Consider the following 20927-nt stretch of genomic DNA (forward strand, 5'->3'; position numbering starts at 1 on the left):
AAATGAGGTTATTCGAAAAGCAAATCACGCAACTTAATTTACGCAATCACGCGTACCGCAATTTTGTTGAGCAACTGCTCGAATTTTTGCTGCAAGCCGATTTGGGCAGTGGCGACCTGACGACGCAGTTATTGCAAAATCCGCAGCGCAAAATCGAGGCAAAAGTAATCGCAAAGTCGAGTGGCATTTTGGCTGGCGCAGAAGAGGTCGCATTTTTCTGGCGCAAACATGGAGTGAAAATTTTGACGGCGAAAAAAGACGGCGCGAAAGTGAAAGTCGGCGACACGATTTTCGCGCTCAGCGGTCCGGCAGCGAAAATTCTCACGACGGAACGAGTCGGACTAAATTTACTCTCGCGCTTGTCGGGCATCGCGACAGCGGCGGAAAAATTGGCGCGCAAAATTGGTAAACGGAAATTCGCCGCGACGCGTAAAACGCCACTCGGACTGCTCGACTCGCGCGCGGTCGTCATCGGCGGCGGACTGCCGCACAGGCTCAATCTCGCCGATCAAATTTTGGTCAAAGAAAATCACCGCGCGGTCGAACCAGAGATTTGGCGCAGCGTTGCAACGAAAAATTTCTTTGAGGTCGAAGCCGACTCACCAAAATTGGCGCTCGCCATCGCCACCCATTTCGCGAAGAATAAAAACTTAATTTTGATGCTCGATAATTTTTCAGTCGGGGAGTTTCGCCAAACCGCCGTGCTGATTCGCAAAATCAATCCGCGCATAATTCTCGAGGCGAGCGGCGGGATCGACGAAAAAACGGCGGGCAAATTTCTCACCGCAGGCGCCGACTTCGTCTCGCTCGGGAAACTGACGAATTCGTCAGGAGTAGTGGACTTTAGCCTGCGAATTATTTAGCTTTAAATGAAACCTTAACAGGAGGAAGATTCTCCCGCGCATCTTTCAGTGCATCAACCATTGATTCAAAAGATTTGATTGCCTGCTCTGCGTCAGGACGACCCATTTGCTTAAAAATATCAATTGTCGATGTAGTTGCGTTGATTTGTTCTCTGATTGTCTGGGTCAATCTAACGATCTCTCCGTTTTTGGTTTTCGCCGAAACGGCTTTTCGCACATCTTCCATCAGCCTTTTTGTCTGCGCCGCAAAACTGTCGACAACCTCTGAGAAGTCACAGCCACGACCACGCCCTTTTGCCTTGTCGGCACCACCCATTTTTCAAATTTAATAAGTTTTGATTCTATCTGCTAAAATCACTTTTGTCAACCTCTCGAAATGAAAACTGACTTCCTCGTCGTCGGCTCGGGCATCGCCGGACTCACCGCTGCGATTTTTTTGGCGGAAAAAGGCACAGTCACAATCGCGACGAAAAAAAATTTGCTCGAGAGTTCTTCGCGCTTCGCACAGGCCGGTGTCGCCGCAGTGCGCAATCTCGCGTGGGACAGCTTCGCGGAACATTTCGCCGACACACTCATGGCGGGAAATAACGCGAACGATCCCAAAGCTGTACGATTTTTGGTCGAGAATTCGCCGAAGCTGGTCGATTGGCTGGAGTATGAGGTCGGCGTGAAATTTCAAAAAGAACCGACTCGTGAGGCGGCGCATTCACACTCACGCGTCTGGAATACGAAGGACTCGACGGGCGAGACGATCGAGAAGGCGCTCGCGAAAATCGTCCGCCGTAATCCGAAAATTAAGTTGCTGGAAAAAACGACGCTGCTCGATTTGATTTTGGAAAAAGGCCTTTGCCGCGGCGCGTGGCTCAAGTTCGGGAAAAAAGTTGAGCCGATTTTCGCCGGCAAGGTTGTGCTCGCGACGGGTGGCTTCGGTCAGCTTTTCGCGAAGTCGACCAATCCAGAAGTTTCGGCTGGCGACGGCATCGCCGCAGCCGCCCGCGCTGGCGCGAAGTTGCGAGATCTCGAATTCATCCAATTTCACCCGACTGCGCTCGTCGGTGAAAAAACTCGCCTGACTTTGCTTTCGGAAAGTTTGCGCGGGGAGGGTGCGATTTTGCGCAATGCCCGCGGGGAAAGATTTTTGCCGAGCTACCATCCGGCAGCCGAGCTCGCGCCACGCGACATCGTCGCCCGCGCGATTTTTGAAGAACTGAAAAAGGGCAAGGTCTTCCTCGACTTCACCCGCGCCGATGCGAAGTTTTTGGAAAATCGTTTTCCGTTGATTTGGGGTGAGGTGCGCAAAACCGGACTGAATCTGGCGAAAGATTTGATTCCGATTTTCCCGGTCGCGCACTATTCCTGCGGCGGTGTCGCGGTGAATCTGAAGGGCGAAACCTCGGTAAAAAATTTACTTGCGGTGGGTGAGGTCGCGCGCACCGGTCTGCACGGCGCGAATCGTCTGGCTTCGAATTCACTCGCTGAGGCGCTCGTCTTTGGGAAATTTCTCGGTGAAAGTATCAAACCAGAAAAAGTTATCGAGCTGAAAATTCGCCCACCACAATATCTTTTCGACGAACGCGAAGATCGCCGCATTCGGAAAATTGTGCGCGACACGATGTGGACGCGCGTCGGTATCGTGCGCACGAGAGAAGGTTTGCGTGAAGCCCTCGCGACTTTAGGAAAATTGAAACCGCGTAGCTTCACCGCACAAAACGCTGTTCTCACTGCAACGCTGGTCGCAAAATCCGCCCTCGCGCGTCGAAAAAGTCTCGGCACGCATTTTCTGGAAAGCTGATTCCGAATTTTAGGTTTTGGAATTTATTTAGGTTTTGGAAATTGAGATTTGGATTTTGGAAAATTGGTGCGCCAGGAGGGAGTCGAACCCACGACACCCGGTTCCGAAGACCGGTGCTCTAATCCACTGAGCTACTGGCGCGCGCCGCGATTTTAACATTTTTACGAAAAAACAATCTTGGTTTTTGGCAAGTCTTCCTGATTGTCGAAACAAGCAGAAAGTGCTAAAATGGTTGGATTTAAAAATAAAAATGCCCACAAAAATCTTCGCAACCTTGCTCGGGATTGTAAGTCTCGCTTGCTCGGGGAGCTTCGCACTCGCGGAAATTCCGAGCGGCTATGTCCTCGTTCCTGCCAATGTTTTTTTTGGCGAGAGCACACCGAGTCCGAGCTCGGCGACAAATACTGGAGCCACAGTTTCCACGACAAAATCGGCTGTGCGCGTGAATGATGAGATTGGCTATGTCGGCGAACGCTCTACGAACGCGACTGTCAGCTTGCGCGACAACACCGGACGACCAGTCGCTGGAGTCAGTGTAAATTTGATTTCCTCACGAGGGACCGATGCAGTCGAGAGTTCCCGAACAATCACGAACTCGAATGGCGAAGCTGTTTTTCAAATTATTGCGAGCGCGGAGGGTGTGAGTTCGCTCACTGCCCTCGCCGGTAATCAAACCCTGCTTGAACGCCCACGCGTTGTCTTCCTCCAAAAAGCTGGTGGTGTTGGCGGCAACCTGTTGCACGCAGATCTTTTGGATGGCAGCACAGATGCGACCATCGCGGCAACAAGCGACACACCAATCGCCACAAACCAAATCGTCGTGGATTTCGCCAGCCTGACATCCGTCAACACGCCAACCGACCTCACGGTTTCCATTAAGGACGCCAACGGCAATCTAGTCGAAGACTTCGTCGGCACAGTCAAAATCTCAAGCTCGGATGCGCTCGCAATTTTGCCGCAAGAATACACTTTCGTTACGCTCGACCGCGGTACGCATGTTTTTGCTAACGCGGTCACTTTCACAACAGTTGGGCAGCAAACAATTTCTGTCTCGGGCGACAACAATGTCAGCGCACAAGAGATCACAACAATCGTTGAGTCTGAAGACGGCCCGGCTGAGCTAAGCTTGGCACCCGTAATTAAAAGCCCTGTCAGTGGTGATCTTTTAAATGACACCATCGTGGTTTCGGGCTCCGCTCCAACAAATACAAACCTTGCGGTTTTTGTTGACGGACAATTTTTCCAAGACACCGACTCTGACACTACTGGAAATTTCTCCAGCAATGTTGTCTTGGCAGACGGCGGCCACGAAATCACGGTCGGCGTCTTAAACAGTGATGGCTCGGTTAACTCTATTTCAGAGGCCGTCACGATCACACTAGATCAAACCAAGCCGGTCATCGAGAACATTTCGCTTCAGCCGAGTAACAAAGTTACGAGTGGCGAGACCGTGACTGTAGAAATCAAAAGTGAGCCGGGACTTATGAATGTTCAGTTCAGCATCAGTGATCAATTAATTTATCTTGATGAGTCGGCAACCCTGGGTGTTTACACTGGGGAATTCGCTGTAGCCACAGCCGGGGCCTACTTCGCAAAAGTCGAGCTCGAGGATTCCGCTGGCAATATTGGTAATTACCCTGACGCCACAAGCTTGCTCGTTGAGGCGGCAATCACAATCGACAATGTTGAGCTCACGCCGCAGGACGGTCGCATTGACCTTCGCTGGAACGCCCCGGCCAATGCCGACGAGGTCACTAATTACCAAATTTTTTACGGCGAAAACGAAGCTGAGCTCACAAAAAAATTCACCACATCGGATAATTCAACTGCGTGGTACATCGATGGACTCACCAATGAAACTCCGTATTTTTTCCGCATCGTCTCGTTCAACGCGACGGGCGGAGAAAACGGCGGCAGCGCGATTGTAGCGGCAGCTCCGACCGCACCCATAATCGAAACGCAGCCGGTCGCAACCCAGGTCTGCAATGGAAGAATTATTTTGAAGTGGGACACTGGCAATCCAGAAGTTACAAATTACCGACTCGACTACGGTACAGCAAGCGGAGAATATATCGAGAGCCGACTTTTGCCTGGTGGCGCGACAAGAAGCGAGTGGGAAGTGCGTGACCTGATCAATGGAGCTGAATATTTTTTCACCCTGAGCGGAGTCGACGATTTCGGCAATATCGTTGTGGGTTTTGACGAAGCCAGCGCGACACCAAACGCCTCGGCGGTTTGTTCGTCCAATGACCCCGTTCAGCTTTTCCAGCGCGTGGACGCGGACGGCAACGCGATTCTGACCTGGAACGCCGTACCGGGCGCGACCAGCTACCTAGTTCACGCCGGCACGCAGCCAAACATATATGACCTGGCGACAGTCGAAGTGGAGTCAACTGCTTTTCGCCCAGCCGGGCTCTTGGCAAATACGAACTACTACTTCGCCGTGAGTGCCGTCTTCTCGGGCGTGCACCAATCCGCGACACTTTCCAATGTCATCAAGGTCGAGGTCGGACCAGCGGAAATCCTTTTGATTTCGCTCGTCCTCGCGCTCGGTGGGGCCTTCTGGATTCGCCGAACTAGAAAGGCAGGTCATCAATCTTGACCTCCTCTTCGTTCGAATTTTGAATCGGCGGAGTCGGCTGAGCTGGAGCCTGAGCTGGCGCGGAGCTTTGTGCCGTCGCACCACTGCCACCACGCGAATCAAGCATAATCATATTTTCAGCGATGATTTCCGTGCGGTAGTTTTTCTTGCCATCCGGATCTTCCCAGGTGCGCGTCTTGAGGCGTCCATCGAAATAAGTTTTCGAGCCTTTTTTCAAATACTGTTGGCAAATCTCAGCCAGCTTGCCCCAGCAAACGACATTGTGAAATTCGACCTCTTCTTGAAACTCTCCAGCCGCATTTTTCCATTTACGGTTCGTCGCCACGCCAATTGTCGCAACCATTTGTCCGTTCGGCGTTTGTCGAACCTCGGGATCGCGCGTGATGTTCCCGATTATTTGCGCTCTGTTGAGTGAGGCGGCCATTGTTTGGGGGGTTAAGGATTCTTATTGTAGCAATTCACAAGAAGATTTTGCAAAGTCAGCTTGGTAAATTTAATCTAATTTTCAGCAAGCGCTGCGTCTCCCGAAAATCTGCTAAAATTTAGCTCTAGAAATGCAAGCTCTCCTGCTCGCTGCCGGTCGTTCGCGCCGATTTCAGCCGCTCGGCGATAAGAATTTTTTTCGAATTGGCGCGGAATTTTTGATCGAAAAGTCCGTCGCGAATTTACGAAAGGCGGGCATCAAAAAAATTATCTTCGTCGCAAACGCGGAGAATGCGCAAGGCCTGCGCGCGCTTTTCCCCCAAGCGACCATCGTCGTTCAGGAAAATTTAGCTGACGGCATGGCGGGCGCCGTACTCGCGGCGCGGCAGTTTTTGACCGCACCAACTCTGATTGCCTCGACGAATGATTTGGTCGAGCCAGCGGCAATTCGCGCAGTCTTGGCAGCGAAAAATTGTGACGGCGCAATCTTGGCTGAGCGCGTTGAGAATTATTTTCCCGGCGGCTATCTCGAAATTCAAAATGGTCGCATCGTAAATATCGTCGAAAAACCTGCGCCTGCGAAAGCACCGAGCGACCTCATAAATTTGGTTTTTCACTTTTTCCGCGAACCGCGTAAGTTGGTTGCGCTGCTTGAGAAAGTTTCGAACCGAAAAGATGACGGCTACGAACGCGCGCTGGCGCAACTCTTTCAGGTTGGGAAATTCGTCGCGGTCGCGAATCCGGGGAAGTGGCGCGCGGTGAAATTCCCGTGGCACGCGCTCGACCTCGTCGCCGACTTCACGAGCAGCTTAAAAAAGAAAGCTTCACCAAAAGCGGTGATCGCGAAAACCGCACTGGTGGAAAATTCCGTAATTTCCGCGGGCGCGAAAATTCTCGACTTCGCCATCGTCCGCAATTCTTTCATCGGTCGAAATGCGGTCGTCGGCTCACACTCACTCGTGCGCGATTCACAAATTCTGGAAAATGCCGTCGTCGGCAGCAGCTCGGAAATCGCGCGCAGCTCGCTCGGCGCGAATTCGTGGCTACACCGCAACTATGTCGGTGACTCAATCCTCGCGGAAAATGTCTCGCTCGGCAGCGGAGCCGTCTGCGCCAATTTGCGGCTCGACGAAGGTGAGATTTTTGTGAAAATTGAGAAACAAAAAGTTAGCACCGGACGAAATAAGTTTGGCACAGCGCTCGGCGCGAATTCCCGCGTCGGCGTGAATTCCAGCATCATGCCGGGAATTTTGGTTGGTGAAAATTGTTTCGTCGGCAGCGGGCTCGTCCTCGCGCAAAATTTGAAAAGTCAAAGCTTCCTGGACGCCGTGTGGAAAACTAAAATCCGCGTGAACCGGAAGTCCGTCGCAGTGCGTGTAAAACTCCTAAAATAGTTTTACCTGAGTTTTTACTAGCAGCTTTTCTTTTGAAAATAAGCTCTACCTCAGCCACCATAAATCATTAAAAATTAAACCGGTTTTTCCAATCACGCTCCGAAACTTTTCCACAAATTCCTAACTTTATCCACAAATAAACACTATTAAACCAATTTTCTAAAACACACCGCAAGCCACTCTTATCTACTAATTAAAAGAATGAATAAACCTATTTATATCTACGACACGACACTACGCGATGGATCTCAAATGGAGGGAGTTAATTTTTCAGTCAACGACAAAATTAAAATTGCGGAAAAATTAAATGACTTCGGAGTGGATTTTATTGAAGGCGGCTGGCCGGGAAGTAATCCAAAAGATGAAGAATTTTTTCAGGAAATTAGAAAAAGAAAGTTGAAAAGTGAAGTGGTCGCTTTTTCCGCGACAATTTTGAAAGGTAAAAAACCAGCGCAAGATTTTCTCATCCAAAAAGTGCTCGCAGCGAAAACAAACTGGGTGACGATTTTCGGCAAAACTTGGGATCTCCACACACAGCAAATTTTGAAAATTAGCGACGCGGAAGCTTTAAAATTAATTCAAACAACGATTCAATTTTTAGTCGCGCGAAAACGCAAGGTAATTTTCGATGCGGAACACTTCTTCGATGGGTTTAAAACCAATCCAAAATTCGCACTCGACTGCTTAAAAATCGCGGTAAAAAGTGGCGCAGCGAACTTAAGCTTGTGCGACACGAACGGCGGCACACTGCCGGATGAAATCAGTGAAATTTTTCGCGCGGTGCAAAAAGAAATTAAAACACCGCTTGGCATCCACGCACACAACGATTCCGGGGTTGCAGTGGCTAACTCACTCGCGGCAGTTGCCGAGGGTGCCACGGTCGTCCAGGGCACATTTGGAGGACTTGGTGAGCGCGCCGGCAATGCCGACCTCGGAGTGCTGATCGCGGATCTGCAAATCAAAAAGAATTTCAAAATTATTTCACCCGCGCAGCTCGCGAAACTCACCCAATTAACCAGCTTCATTTTCGAGACCGCGAATCTTCCCGCGCCGAAGAATTTACCCTTCACAGGGCTGAATGCTTTCACACACAAAGGTGGAATTCATGCGTCCGCCGTGCAAAAAGTTGCGTGCAGCTACGAACACATCGATCCGCAGCTCGTCGGGAATACTTCCAAAATAACGATTTCCGAACTTTCGGGTAAATCGAATGTCGTCGCCGTCGCGCGCCGACTCGGTTTCGCGCTCGAGTCAACTTCGCCGCAGACGCGTGCCATCCTCGCGCAGGTGAAATCACTCGAGAGCGCCGGATTTTACTTCGAGACGGCGGAGGCGAGCTTCGCGCTGCTAATCCTGCGCGCACAAAAAAATTACCGCGCGCCTTTCGAAGTGCTCGACTACTTCGTCATGAATCTGAAAAACGGACAGGCGAATGCGACCGTGAGACTCCAGGTCGGCAAAGAAATTCGTGAATACGCGGCGAGCGGCAATGGTCCGGTGAATGCGCTCGATCTCGCGACCCGCCGTGCCGTCGCGAAATTCTTCCCGCAGATCGAGAATGTCGAACTGAAAGACTACAAAGTGCGCATCCTCGATTCCGATGCGGCGACCGCAGCGAAGACGCGCGTCCTCGTCGAGTCGTCGAATGGCAAAGAAAATTGGTCCACCGTCGGTTGCTCGGAAAACATCATCGAGGCGAGCTGGCAGGCGCTCGTTGACTCGTTGGAGTATGCGATTTGGAGGGCGGAAGAATAGAAAAACTTATTGAGCAACAGAGTTAGCATTGGTTTTGATTTGGACAACAAAGCACCTCACTCTTTTTTGATTCTGTCGATTATTTTATTGAGAGTTGAAAGTGATTTTTTAAGGTCATGCTCCCAGACGCGAATTACCTGCCAGCTCTCTTTTTTGTAATGCCGATTCACCTCTTTGTCTCTTTCTTTGTTCCGTGCGATTTTCTTTTTCCAAAATTCGGTTCTTGTTGAGGGCACTGAGCTGTGTTTTTTGCAACCGTGCCAAAAACAGGAATCCATAAAAACCACGGTTTTATATTTCGGCAAAACGATATCTGGTTTCCCGAAATACTTTGTTGAATTTTTTCTGTACCGAAAGCCTTTTTCCCACAACGCTTTGCGTAGTGTGACTTCGATTTTGCTGTCTTTGTTCCGCACCTTCGACATGATGTCGCTCCGTTTCGTTTTGGAAAAAATATCGACCACGGCTATCCGATAAATCGTATTTGTAGGTTGAGCTTGATAAATAGTTCACCACTTTCTTCGTAAATAGTGCCGTATCTGTGTCGTGTAGCACTCGGAGACTCCATGCGTGTATTGTTGAACAGGTAATTTCGGAACGCTTCGGCATTGTAAAGGTGATAACAAACGATTTCACCGTCTTCGCGCACGACAATCACGCCACCGTGTGCACGCAAAGTACCGTCCCACGCACTTGCGGGAACCATTCCAAGGGCCGCATTGTTGAGCAAGGCCTTGATTTTGTATGCGTAATCTTCGGTGGAAAGTTTGAAACTCAATACGTGCACGCCCGTGTCCTCCATGTGTTGCAACAGCTCAGGGAAGGTTGAGCCTTTATCTGAGTAGTATGCCAACAAAACTTCCGAGATGATTTCTGGCATGATTGTGTCTATTTTTCGTAAGTTTTTCTCGAACACCCCTGAATCAATGCCATGAAACTCAAATGAGCCGCCCGCTTTACGAATTGCAAAAAGGCGGTCTCGAATTTTTGCTTTTGTTTCAACCGCATTTATTTTTTTGATTGCGCTTTTTGGCAGTCCGTTAATTTTATATGTAAAATTAGTTGCTCCAGAAGCGTTAAGCAATGTTGCGGGCGAACCCAGCTTTGACTTGATGCTGAATCCGATTTCATGATCTCGTCCGATTGTGTGATCGTGAACCCTTAAGATCAAATCTTCTTTCCTCGCGTTGCCCGCGTTGATTGAATGTATGCCGAAACGGTCAAACAATTCTTCCGCGACCGGAACCTCAAAGGTTTTTGAGCAGTCTTTGATTTTTTGAAAAATTTCAACAACTTTTGTTTTCAAATCCGAACTATTGACGACTGACGTTTTTCCGTCCGAATGTACGATTTTTATCGTATCGTCGGTTTGCAATTCATATTCTGATTTTCCTTCGGTTTCTTCGCGGATTATTTTCAAAATCGGAAAAAAGACAGACTCGATTTTTTCGAGATCTTCATCGGCTCCGATAATTTTTTTGTCGACGAGTAGTTTTATGAACGCATAAAACTCGCTCCATTCTCCTTTATTTCCTGTGATCATAAGTATTGAGTGATTGTATAATTTGCTTGGCGACAGCGTGAATTGCGTTGACGGCGACCGCATTGCCTAGTTGTTTCATCGCTTTCATGTCGGAAACAGGAAATTCGAAATCATCAGGGAAACCCATCATCCTCTTTCCTTCAATCGGTGACAGTCGTTTCACTTTACCTTTTACTCGGTATGAGTCCCAATTATGGCGATCATCGATTTTTGATCCGCGACCACCGACACGAAGAGTGAAGCCGATTTTTTTTTCGCACGGTGCACACCAAATATCAGACATCGTTTTTTCGAGCCTTATTGGCTTGGGAAATTCAAATTTCACATTAGGATCCCTAAAGCCAACCATGAACAAGCGTGGGCGATGTTGAGGAAGCCCAAAGTCGGAGGCCTTTACGATTTTGTAATGAAACGAATAGCCGAGATCTTCAGTTATTGTTTTTTTTATAACGTCAAAAGTTTTTCCGTTATCATGGTTCAACAAGTGGCGGACATTTTCCAAAAAGAAAGCGGCGGGCTTTTTCTCTTTAATGATTCTCACGATGTCGTGGAACAGTGTTCCGCGAGCGTCGGCAAAACCTTTTCCGAAGCCCGCTTGTGAGAACGGTTGACAAGGAAAGCCTCCAGCCAAGATGTCGAAGTCTGGCACGTCCTTTTCGTTTACTTTGGTGATATCACCCGCAAAAAGATTTTTACCTTTTGCGAACAGGCCGACCTCAAAAAGTTCAGGCTGAATTTTTCTGAAATTATGTTCGTATGTTTGGCGTGCATGCTTGTCCCACTCGCTTACAAAAACGCATTTCGCCCCCGCATTATGAAATGCCAAATGAAAACCGCCGATTCCCGCGAACAGGTCAACGAAGGTGATGCTCCGTTTTTTATTTTGAGTTTTTGCTCCCATAGGCTATTCAATTAAGTCATTAGTGTCGACCTTCAGGCCTTGTGTCACTTTTTTTCCAATGCTTAGTTTTATTTACTAGCAAAACGTAACACTTATGCCAGCCGCATTGTATCGCGTTTGAATTATCGGTTCAATTTTTCTCTCCCAGAAAAGAAAAAGAAGCGCTAAACATTTTTTCCACAACAATTTTTGTACTTTTTCGGTGTGCCGTCCAGCTTTGTCGCTCCGCACGGACAAGCATCATTTCTACCAATTTCTTTTTGTCCGCCAGCATTTTCATTTCCCGAGACGCGAATCACGGTGGGGGTTGCGGATTTGTCAGAGTCCGAGGAGCGCAGATCTGCGCTCCCTACTTGGATTTTGACGATGCCATCTTTGCCAAGATTTTGAATTTCAGGATTGACCTTGAGAAAATCTTTTGCCGTCGCGGCGATGGCCTTCTCTTCCTCGGGTGTGAATTCTTCGCGGTCGCCCGTCAGGATGTCTTCGACGGCGGACTCATTCGTCACGACACTGATCGGAATATTCGCTGCCGGTGGTGGAGTCGGAGTTGCTTCGACTTTCAGCCGGAAGAGCGCGCGGAGTGTGTTGCCGCGGACATTGCCGAGCAATTCTTCGAAAGACAGGAAAGCTTCGTTCTTGTATTCGACCAGCGGATCGCGCTGACCGAAGCCGCGCAGCGAAACTTTTTCGCGGAGGTGGCGCATGTTTTCGAGATGCTCCATCCAGAGGCGGTCGATCGTCGCGAGGTAGATTTGGCGCTCGGCGAAACGCAGGGCTTCGGGCTGCGTCAGTTTTGCTTCGCGCACTTGGTAAGCATTTTTCAAAAATTCGACGGCGAAATTCGCCAGGTCTTCCGGAGTCAAGAATTCGCCCAGCTGGTCGGCGGTGAGCGCGCTGCCGGAATTTTCAATCTCCGTGAGCTGTTTCGCAATTTCACTGAGATCCCACTCGTCGCGTTTTCGATTCGCGGAAAAGGCGGTGACGATGGCGCGCGCGTCTTCTTCCAAAATTTTCTGAATCTCGTCGGCGATATTTTCGTGCGTGAGAATTTTCTTCCGGCGGCCGTAGATGATTTCGCGTTGGCGATTCATCACATCGTCGTATTCGACCAAGTGTTTGCGAATGTCGAAGTGGTGCGCCTCGACTTTCTTCTGCGCGGATTCGATCGAGTGCGAAATCATTTTGTTTTCGATCGGCATGTCTTCCGGCACTTTCATGAATTCCATCATGCGCTGCATTTTTTCGCCGCCGAAGAGTCGCATCAGTGCGTCCTCCATTGAGACGAAAAATTGGCTCGCACCCGGATCGCCCTGGCGTCCCGCGCGACCGCGTAATTGATTATCAATGCGGCGCGACTCGTGGCGCTCCGTGCCGAGGATGAAAAGTCCGCCGAGCTCCGCTACGCCCGCGCCGAGCTTGATGTCGGTGCCACGACCAGCCATATTGGTCGCGATCGTGACGGCGCCTTTCTCGCCCGCGTGCGAAACGATTTCCGCTTCTTTTTCGTGCTGCTTCGCATTTAGAACTTTGTGCGGGACACCGCTACGCAGGAGCATTTGTGAGAGCCGTTCGGATTTCTCAATCGTAATCGTACCGACGAGCACGGGTTGACCGATTGCATTCAGCTCTTTGATCTTCGCGACAGCGGCGAGGAATTTGCCGTGTTCAGATTTGTAAACCGAGTCGGCGAGGTCGCGGCGCGTGACACTGCGGTTGGTCGGAATGACGAGGCATTCGAGGTTGTAAATCGTCGCAAATTCTTCCGCCTCGGTGAGCGCGGTGCCGGTCATACCCGCGAGTTTCGCGTAGAGTCGGAAGTAATTTTGCAGTGTGATGGTCGCGAGTGTCTTTGACTCGCGGCGCACTTCGACTTTTTCTTTCGCTTCGAGCGCTTGGTGCAGACCGTCGGAGTAGCGGCGACCCGGCATCAGGCGTCCCGTGAATTCATCGACGATCAGAATCTCGCCGTCTTTCACGACATAATCTTTGTCGAGCGTGTAGACCGCGCGCGCCTTGAGCGCGGCTTCGATGTGGTGCACTTCGCTGAATCCGGCTTCGGTGTAAATGTTTTCCAGTCCGAGCAACTGCTCCATCTTCGCGATGCCCGCCTCGGTCAGTGTCGCTGCTTTCGCTTTCTCGTCCAATTCGTAGTCTTCGCCTTTCACCAAATTCGTGACGAGCTGAGAATAGCGCAGGTATTTGCTCGTCGATTCCTCCGCGGGTGCGGAAATAATTAACGGCGTGCGCGCCTCGTCAATCAAAATCGAGTCAACCTCATCGACGATCGCGTAATTCAAATCGCGCTGCACCAGCTCGCGCGCATCGTGTGCCATGTTGTCGCGCAGGTAGTCGAAGCCGAATTCCGTATTCGTGCCGTAAGTGATGTCGGCGGCGTAGGCGGCGCGGCGATCTTCTGCCGAAATACCGTGGTCGATTATGCCAACGGATAATCCTAAAAATTTAAACAGCCCGCCCATCCACTCTGCATCTCTTCTTGCCAAATAGTTATTCACGGTCACGAGGTGGCAGCCTTTGCCAGAGAGCGCATTCAGATACAGCGGCAAAGTGCAGACGAGCGTCTTGCCTTCACCCGTTTTCATTTCCGCAATTTTGCCATGGTGCAAAATAATTCCGCCGACGAGCTGGACATCGTAGGGAATCATTTCCCACTTGACCGGATTGCCGCGGACATCCCAGGAGGTGCCGACCAATCTGCGGCAGGCATTTTTCACGACGGCGAAAGCCTCGGGCAAAAGCTCGTCTAAGGTCGCGCCACCCGCGAGGCGTTCGCGAAATTCGCCCGTCTTCGCCTGCAGCTCCGCATTGCTCAAATTCTGCAGCTCTTTTTCCAGTGCATTGATCTGGTCGACGGTTACGCCGAGTTTTTTGATCTCACGCGCATTCGCATCGCCGACGAGAGTGGAGAGGATTTTTCTTAGCATAAAGCCCCGAGAGTTTAGTTTGAAAGTGTCAAAATTGAAATAATTGCACCTAGAAATTAAAATCAATCTCCCGCAAGTTCAAATTCATTGAATCACTCAGCCGAGTGCGATATAATGTGGTTTGTCTTCGTTCGGGGCACAAGATATGGTATTAGTCTTAATTTCCCACCCAAAATGGCTGCCCATAAAGTTCAAAAGCGTAACGGCGCGATTGTCGACTTCGACTTTTCGAAAATCGAACGCGCGATTTTCGCGGCGGCGAAATCCGTCGGCGGCAGCGACCAGGCCGAGACGCGGAAATTGACCGAGCAGGTGGTTGCGGAACTCGAGAAAACCGATGTCGTGCCGACAGTCGAAGAAGTTCAAGATTTAGTTGAAAAAATTCTTATCCGCGCCGGACATCCGACGACCGCCAAGGCTTACATTCTTTACCGCGAGAAACGCGCCGAGCGGCGTGCCGACCGCGATGTCGTGGTCGAAGTCGAGCGCACGATGGACGAGTATCTGCAGCAGCTGGACTGGCGCGTGAATGCGAACTCGAATCAGGGCTATTCGCTCGGCGGCATGATTCTGAATACAGCCGGCAAGGTGACGGCGAATTACTGGCTTTCACACATTTACCCGAAGAATGTCGGCGACGCGCACCGCAATGGCGACTACCACATCCACGACCTCGACATGTTCAGTGGCTACTGCGCGGGTTGGTCGCTCCGAGCACTACTCGAAGAAGGCTTCAATGGCTTGCTCGGCAAAACCGAATCTTATCCGCCGAAACATTTGTCCTCCGCTGTTTCGCAGATGGTGAACTTCCTCGGTTCGCTGCAGAATGAATGGGCGGGCGCGCAGGCCTTCAGCTCCTTCGACACCTACCTCGCACCTTTCGTCAAAAAATACGCGCGTGAAATCGAAGAATCTCTGGAAAAAACCGGGGCGCAATTCGAGACGCCCGAGGCGAAGCAAAATTACATCGACCGCAAAACCTACGAACATGTTTACCAAAACATCCAGTCCTTCGTTTTCAATCTAAATGTTCCGTCGCGCTGGGGCACGCAAACACCATTCACCAATATCACACTGGATTGGACTTGTCCGAGTGACTTGCGCGAGAAGCGCCTGCTGCTCGGCGGCAAACCTTTCGATCTCAAATTTGGCGAACTGCAAAAAGAAATGGATGTCATCAATCGCGCGTTCATCGAAGTCATGACGGCGGGTGACGCGCGCGGTCGCGTTTTCACTTTCCCGATTCCGACCTACAACATCACGCCTGACTTCGACTGGGAAGGTCCGAATACAGATTTGCTTTTCGAAATGACGGCGAAGTACGGCATGCCGTATTTCCAGAACTTCATCAATTCTGACCTCAATCCGGGCGATGTGCGCTCGATGTGCTGCCGTCTGCAGTTGGACTTGAATGAATTGCGCAAGCGCGGCAACGGACTCTTCGGCTCGGCTGAGATGACGGGCTCGATCGGCGTCGTCACGATCAATTCCGCGCGCATCGGCTTCACCACCAAAGGCGACAAACAAAAACTGCTCGATCGTGTCGCGCATCTGATGGAGCTCGCCAAAATTTCGCTCGAGATCAAGCGCAAGGAAATTCAAAAATGGATTGATCGCGGACTTTTCCCATTCACCAAGCGTTACCTCGGCAATCTGAAAAATCACTTCAGCACAATCGGCATCAATGGCGTGAACGAATGCGTGCTTAATTTCTCCGACGGCAAATACGACATCGCGTCCGCCGAGGGCAAAACGCTCGCGCTCGAAATTCTCGCGATGATGCGCGCGAAGCTGACCGAATTCCAAAACGAAACTGGCAACCTTTACAATCTCGAAGCGACGCCAGCCGAAGGCACGACTTACCGTTTCGCCAAAGAAGATCGCAAACGCTTTCCTGGCATCATTCAGGCGGGGACAGAGGATGCGCCGTATTACACGAATTCCTCACAGCTGCCGGTCGAATACACAGACGACGCTTTCGCCGCGCTCGAGCACCAGGACGATTTACAAAAAATGTACACGGGCGGAACCGTCCTGCACCTCTACATGGGCGAACGCCTTTCGGATTCGGCGGCGTGTAAAAATCTCGTGCGCAAAGTGCTCACGAATTTCCGCCTGCCTTACATCACCATCACGCCGACCTTTTCCATTTGTCCGAAGCACGGTTACCTCGCGGGCGAGTATGATTTCTGTCCGGTCTGCGATGAAGAAATCGGTTATGATGGCATGGCTCGCGACGAGAAATTGCGCGCGCCTTACATTTCCGAGCGGGCGAAGAAAGCCGCCGTCCAAAAAGAACTTTAATTTTTTCCAATGCAAAACCAAAACAGCGCTGCGACCGCAGTCGCGACCGACGAAGCCGAAGCGATTCAGTCGCAGCGCACGCGCTGCGAAGTTTGGACGCGCGTGATGGGCTACCATCGTCCGGTTCAAAATTTCAACATTGGCAAAAAAGCGGAACACTATTCGCGCTGCCACTTCGCGGAGAAATAAAATTTAGAGCTGCTGCGTTTTGAAAAGGTCTCGGTCATTCTCGGGCGGCTTTTTCGCAGAAATGACAGCTTCAAAAGCGTACAGGTGTCGCTCAATAATTTCCGCGATACGCATCGTAGATTCCTTTTTGTCGCCGTTGCGGATAAAGGTCACGCTGTCTTCGTCAACCCTCGTAATTTTTCGACGAGTTCCGCTTTTGGAAACAATCATATCGCCAACCTTTAAGTTTCTTAGTTTTTCGCAAAGATCCTCAACCTTTAAAACCAGCTTAAGTTTTTTTTGGAGTTGACCGATTTGGCGGCGGATTTCTTTGGGCGACAGCTCGGTTTGAGGTTTTGGAATTACGATTCTTTGCGGTGCTTTATCATCTTCGTGGCGCAGGGCAACCACAGCGTGTCCATTTTTTTTGACAATCTCGACGCGCGGACCAGTCTCGAAATTTGCGCCAGCATGAATAAAGTCACCGACATCGTGGGCGTGGAAAATCACTTGCGCCAGTAATTTTTTGAGTTGGTCGATTTGCAGATTAATCCGATCAGATTCGGGAATTTCGTGCGGCTTGAGATCAGGACCCTCGGGAGTAGTTTTTTCCCACTTCTCGATCGCTTCGTCACGCTTGCGCATGTCCAGCACGAAATTAGCACCAGCTTCAATGTCGCCACCCCGGGCTTGCTCGCGGGCGAGACTGCGCAGATAATCTTCCCAGTCAGTGTGGGTCGTCACAGCATCCACCTTGCCAAGCGTATCGGCGATTTGTAGTTCACGCACGCGTTTTAATTTTTGCGCCAGTTCAGCTTGTCGGGCGACCTCACTCTCGTCGGCAGCAAGCTCTGCAGTGCTGAGACAAACAGTTTCTTCGACGGTCGGGCACTTGTCTTCGGTTCCGCCAGAAAGGATTCCTTCGGACTCAAGCTCGGCGACCACAGCGTCGGCAATTTCGTCCGTGAAACCGAGAGCGTCGTCGATGTCTGCTCGATAAACAGCTTGTTTACGCTCTCCAATCAAGACATGAGTGATTTTTTCGACTGGTTCGCTGGTTGTTTCAAGATCAGGATCTTCAGTCTCCTCAGGCGTGGTTTGGAGAATTCTCGTGACTCCTTTCATTCGGATGTTGTCAAGAATCTCTTTCTCGGTGAGACCGAGGTGACGGTCAAAACGATTTGGTGTGTCCGGAGAGTTCATAACTAATTTTATTAGTCCGCTATTCTAACGATAAATTTTTTCTTGTCAACCGGGGTTTGGTCTTGGCAAATTGCGACCAGGCGTAAAAAATGCTTAAATTACTGCGTTTTAGTAAAAAATTACCAATGCGCTATTTGCTCTTCACGACGACGACTTGCCCGAAGTGTCCTGCGGTCAAAAGCTTCGTCGCGGCAGAAATTAAATTCGCGGGTGAGACACTCGACAACACCGCGCCGGATTTCGGAGAAAAAGTTCAAAAGTTCGGCGTGCAAAATGCGCCGACATTTCTAATTTTCGATGCCGCCGACCAAGAAATTTTTCGCGGGAGCGAAGTTTCCGAGATTCAAGATTTTCTCGCGAGCCAAGCTTAATTAGAACAGCAAGCATTTTCTCGCGAGCCAACGCGTTTAATTCCGGATCCCCGCCTGCGCCCCGAGGGGGCCACTTCGTGGCGGGAATGACAAAGAGGCCTAGAACAATTAAGGGAAAAATTTATTAAACTAATGGAATGCAAATTGCCGCCCTCCAAAAACTTACGCTTTTAGATTTTCCGGGTCGTACGGCTGCGACTGTCTTCACGCCCGGCTGTAATTTTCGTTGTGGTTTTTGTCACAACCCTGAGCTCGTCTTGCCGGAAAAATTTCCACAAACCATGGTCAGCGAAAAAGACTTTTTTGAATTTCTTGATCGGCGTAAAGGTTTGCTCGACGGAATTTGTCTCACGGGCGGGGAGCCGACACTGCAAAAAGATTTGCCGGAGTTTCTCAAAAAAATTCGCCAACGCGGTTTCGCGACGAAGCTCGACACGAATGGTTCGCAGCCGGAAATTTTGGAAAAAATTTTCCATGCGCGGCTGCTGGATTATGTCGCGCTCGATGTCAAAGCCTCGCCCGAAAATTATGCGCGGCTCGTCGGTGTCGATATTTTTCCGCAAGTACGCGCGAGCAAAAATCTAATCGAACAGTCCGGGGTCGAATTCGAATTGCGCACGACCTTGATTCGTGAGATTCACGATGCGGCGGAGTTCACCAAGATTCTCGAATTCGTGCGCGGCGCACCGAAATTTTTTCTCCAAAATTTTCAAACTCGTGGCGGCTGTCTCGATCCCGCTTTCGAAAAAATGCACGGCTTCACTTCGGTCGAACTGAAAAAAATGTGCGAGCAAGCGCGTGAAGTCGTAGGAAGCTGTGGAGTGCGGGGATAGTTCTTAAGTTGATGAGTCGCTAAGTCTCTGAGTCTCTGAGTTGTTTAGTTATTGGTCATTGGGTTCGGGGTGATTGGGTCAGTGGGCTGTTGAGTCCTTAAGTCACTGAGTCATTAGTTTTTGGCTTGCGAAATTTTTTCTGGATTCCTGCAGTTAGTGTTTTTTGGGTTCCCGCCTGCGTTTCTCGTAATGACAAAACCTACTGTCACTGCGAGTCCCGCTTAGCAGGACGAAGCAGTCTCGTGGTGACGGGATTGCCACAAAGTGGTCCCCTCGGGACTTCGTCGCTTCGTTTCTCGCAATGACAGCGGTGGGTGGAATTAAAAAGACCCGCTGCCGAAGCAGAAGGTCTTTTTAGTTTTTGGTTTTGGCAAAAACTATTTTTTCTTTTTTGGCGCCGCTTTTTTGACAGCCTTTTTCACGACCTTTTTCGCTGCCTTTTTCACGACCTTTTTCGCCACTTTCTTTTTAGTGGCTGCCTTCTTTTTGATTGGCATTGTTGGGGGGTTAAAAGATAAAACAAAAATCCTCACACGCTTTAACGCGGGAGGAGCTCGGTGGAGATTTTAATTTTGGAGAGCAAGATATTTTTCATGAGTGCAAGTAGATTTTATTTTTTTAAATTAGAAAGTCAATGGAAAAAAAGATTTTCTAAAAAATAAATGCGCGAATTATTTTCGACAAAATTTTTTTGCAGCGCGCGATTTTTTTAAAAAAGTTTTTCAAACGCGATGCGCAAATTTTATTTTTCACACGCGTGAAATAAAAAAGCCCCACTCGCGCCCCGAAGGGGCCACTTTGCGGCGGGGCTATTTTATTTTTTGTTAGAACTATTTTTTACCTTTTTTCACGACCTTTTTTGCTTTTTTTGCTTTAGCCATTTTGTGGGGGTTAAAAGATAAGACAAAAAGCTCATCCGCCGTGGCGGACGAGGGAGCTGCAGAAGCAGGCAGGTGAGACGGTCAAGGTGTTTTTGTTGAGTACGGTTGAATTTTTATTTTTTTGAATCAGGAAGTCAAGGAAGAAAAATTTTTTGAAAATAGTCATACCGTTTTTTCGTGTCGCCCGAAAAATTTTTCAACACATGATAATAGCAGAGCGGTTTTTTAGCTCTGAAACAAGAAGCTCGCAGACGGGGAACAGATGTTTCTGTTCTTTACGAACGATGTAGAAAAAGTCGAGCCCAGTGACAGTTGTCGGAACATTTAATCTGGCGACAAGAATGTGGCGGACGAATTACTCAGAATGAAACTAGTGAAAAAATTTCAACAGGCGTGGAGAAGCGGCGGGCGGAACGCAAATTTGCGTTTTCTACGATGTGAGAATTCGGAACGAACACCCAAAACGGAACGGACATGTCCGTTACCTACGACTACGACAACCAAACAGGCGCAGAACGGTTTCAAACCATTCCTTACAAAACCATTCTTAGCGCCACGAAAACCACGATACAACCGCAGAGGTAGGGGGCGCAGATCTGCGCTCCCTACACAACAAAATCCCCCCTCGGTCCCCCTTTCATAAAGGGGGAAGACGAGAGTAGTCGTCCAGCGCGAAAAGGGGAAGAAGTAGGAGCAAAATTTTTTGTTCCCTACGGATGCGCAAAATAGGTCGAACCAAATTTCTTTTTTCCTACACGACAAAAAGCTCCTTAGTCTTGGCGACGACCTACTCTCGCACACCCAGAGGATGCACTACCATCGGCGCAGGTGAGCTTAACTTCCGTGTTCGGAATGAGAACGGGTGTACCCCCACCGCTCAAGCCACCAAGACTAAAGAGCCTTTCATTTTTTCGAGATTCGCTAACTCGTAGCGAGAACAATTTCTTTT

The 20927-nt window shown here is 49.8% G+C and carries 16 protein-coding genes, 1 tRNA gene and 1 rRNA gene; 9 read left to right on the forward strand and 9 right to left on the reverse strand.

Going from position 1 to position 20927, the window contains the following annotated elements:
- The first annotated feature begins 2 nt into the window (after window positions 1-2).
- Entirely contained in the window at window positions 3-863 is an 861-nt protein-coding gene (gene nadC / locus WCV72_03580) for a carboxylating nicotinate-nucleotide diphosphorylase (protein MFA6458441.1), read from the forward strand.
- Here nadC and WCV72_03585 read toward each other — a convergent pair.
- A complete protein-coding gene (locus tag WCV72_03585) occupies window positions 856-1179 on the reverse strand; it encodes a hypothetical protein (GenBank protein MFA6458442.1) in 324 nt (107 codons plus the stop codon). The genes nadC and WCV72_03585 overlap by 8 nt on opposite strands.
- 60 nt (window positions 1180-1239) lie before the next feature.
- On the opposite strand from WCV72_03585, the gene nadB reads away from it, so the two are divergent.
- Window positions 1240-2655 carry an L-aspartate oxidase gene (nadB, locus tag WCV72_03590; GenBank protein MFA6458443.1) on the forward strand — a complete coding sequence of 472 codons (1416 nt, stop codon included), beginning with the start codon at window positions 1240-1242 and terminating at the stop codon, window positions 2653-2655.
- A 64-nt stretch (window positions 2656-2719) separates the two neighbouring features.
- Here nadB and WCV72_03595 read toward each other — a convergent pair.
- A tRNA-Arg gene (locus WCV72_03595) sits at window positions 2720-2796 on the reverse strand.
- A gap of 109 nt (window positions 2797-2905) precedes the next feature.
- On the opposite strand from WCV72_03595, the gene WCV72_03600 reads away from it, so the two are divergent.
- Window positions 2906-5257 carry a fibronectin type III domain-containing protein gene (locus tag WCV72_03600; protein MFA6458444.1) on the forward strand — a complete coding sequence of 784 codons (2352 nt, stop codon included), beginning with the start codon at window positions 2906-2908 and terminating at the stop codon, window positions 5255-5257.
- Here the strand turns inward: WCV72_03600 and WCV72_03605 are convergent.
- Entirely contained in the window at window positions 5232-5681 is a 450-nt protein-coding gene (locus WCV72_03605) for a single-stranded DNA-binding protein (protein MFA6458445.1), read from the reverse strand. The genes WCV72_03600 and WCV72_03605 overlap by 26 nt on opposite strands.
- A 130-nt stretch (window positions 5682-5811) precedes the next feature.
- On the opposite strand from WCV72_03605, the gene WCV72_03610 reads away from it, so the two are divergent.
- Complete coding sequence (locus WCV72_03610) at window positions 5812-7074, forward strand: NTP transferase domain-containing protein (GenBank protein MFA6458446.1); 1263 nt, start codon at window positions 5812-5814, stop codon at window positions 7072-7074.
- A 201-nt stretch (window positions 7075-7275) separates the two neighbouring features.
- On the forward strand, window positions 7276-8829 hold the full coding sequence (cimA, locus tag WCV72_03615) for a citramalate synthase (GenBank protein MFA6458447.1): 1554 nt from the start codon (window positions 7276-7278) through the stop codon (window positions 8827-8829).
- A 56-nt stretch (window positions 8830-8885) separates the two neighbouring features.
- On the opposite strand, the gene WCV72_03620 is transcribed toward cimA, so the two are convergent.
- The 4 genes from WCV72_03620 to secA form a co-directional block, all read right to left on the reverse strand.
- Entirely contained in the window at window positions 8886-9293 is a 408-nt protein-coding gene (locus tag WCV72_03620) for a very short patch repair endonuclease (protein ID MFA6458448.1), read from the reverse strand.
- A 2-nt stretch (window positions 9294-9295) separates the two neighbouring features.
- Window positions 9296-10372, reverse strand: coding sequence for an HpaII family restriction endonuclease (locus WCV72_03625; protein MFA6458449.1), 1077 nt, complete (start codon window positions 10370-10372; stop codon window positions 9296-9298).
- Complete coding sequence (locus WCV72_03630; protein MFA6458450.1) at window positions 10356-11273, reverse strand: DNA cytosine methyltransferase; 918 nt, start codon at window positions 11271-11273, stop codon at window positions 10356-10358. The genes WCV72_03625 and WCV72_03630 overlap by 17 nt, the downstream gene beginning before the upstream one ends.
- 164 nt (window positions 11274-11437) lie before the next feature.
- Window positions 11438-14218: a preprotein translocase subunit SecA gene (secA, locus tag WCV72_03635; protein MFA6458451.1), complete on the reverse strand. Its 2781-nt coding sequence runs from the start codon at window positions 14216-14218 to the stop codon at window positions 11438-11440.
- A 174-nt stretch (window positions 14219-14392) separates the two neighbouring features.
- Here secA and WCV72_03640 point away from each other — a divergent pair, with 174 nt between their 5' ends.
- Together WCV72_03640 and nrdD are read left to right on the forward strand one after the other, a co-directional pair.
- A complete protein-coding gene (locus WCV72_03640) occupies window positions 14393-16522 on the forward strand; it encodes a ribonucleoside triphosphate reductase (protein ID MFA6458452.1) in 2130 nt (709 codons plus the stop codon).
- A 9-nt stretch (window positions 16523-16531) separates the two neighbouring features.
- Window positions 16532-16711: an anaerobic ribonucleoside-triphosphate reductase gene (nrdD, locus tag WCV72_03645; GenBank protein ID MFA6458453.1), complete on the forward strand. Its 180-nt coding sequence runs from the start codon at window positions 16532-16534 to the stop codon at window positions 16709-16711.
- A gap of 3 nt (window positions 16712-16714) precedes the next feature.
- Here nrdD and WCV72_03650 read toward each other — a convergent pair whose 3' ends face one another.
- Window positions 16715-17893, reverse strand: coding sequence for a hypothetical protein (locus tag WCV72_03650; protein ID MFA6458454.1), 1179 nt, complete (start codon window positions 17891-17893; stop codon window positions 16715-16717).
- Window positions 17894-17982: 89 nt separating this feature from the next.
- On the opposite strand from WCV72_03650, the gene WCV72_03655 reads away from it, so the two are divergent.
- Both WCV72_03655 and WCV72_03660 read left to right on the forward strand, forming a co-directional pair.
- On the forward strand, window positions 17983-18264 hold the full coding sequence (locus WCV72_03655) for a hypothetical protein (GenBank protein MFA6458455.1): 282 nt from the start codon (window positions 17983-17985) through the stop codon (window positions 18262-18264).
- A gap of 137 nt (window positions 18265-18401) precedes the next feature.
- Window positions 18402-19097 carry an anaerobic ribonucleoside-triphosphate reductase activating protein gene (locus WCV72_03660; GenBank protein MFA6458456.1) on the forward strand — a complete coding sequence of 232 codons (696 nt, stop codon included), beginning with the start codon at window positions 18402-18404 and terminating at the stop codon, window positions 19095-19097.
- Between the two features lie 1655 nt (window positions 19098-20752).
- On the opposite strand, the gene rrf is transcribed toward WCV72_03660, so the two are convergent.
- Window positions 20753-20868: ribosomal RNA gene (rrf, locus tag WCV72_03665) — 5S ribosomal RNA — on the reverse strand.
- Window positions 20869-20927 lie beyond the last annotated feature (59 nt).

It is taken from the genome of Patescibacteria group bacterium, from assembly GCA_041665585.1.
GTDB lineage: Bacteria > Patescibacteriota > Gracilibacteria > JAHISY01 > JAHISY01 > JAHISY01.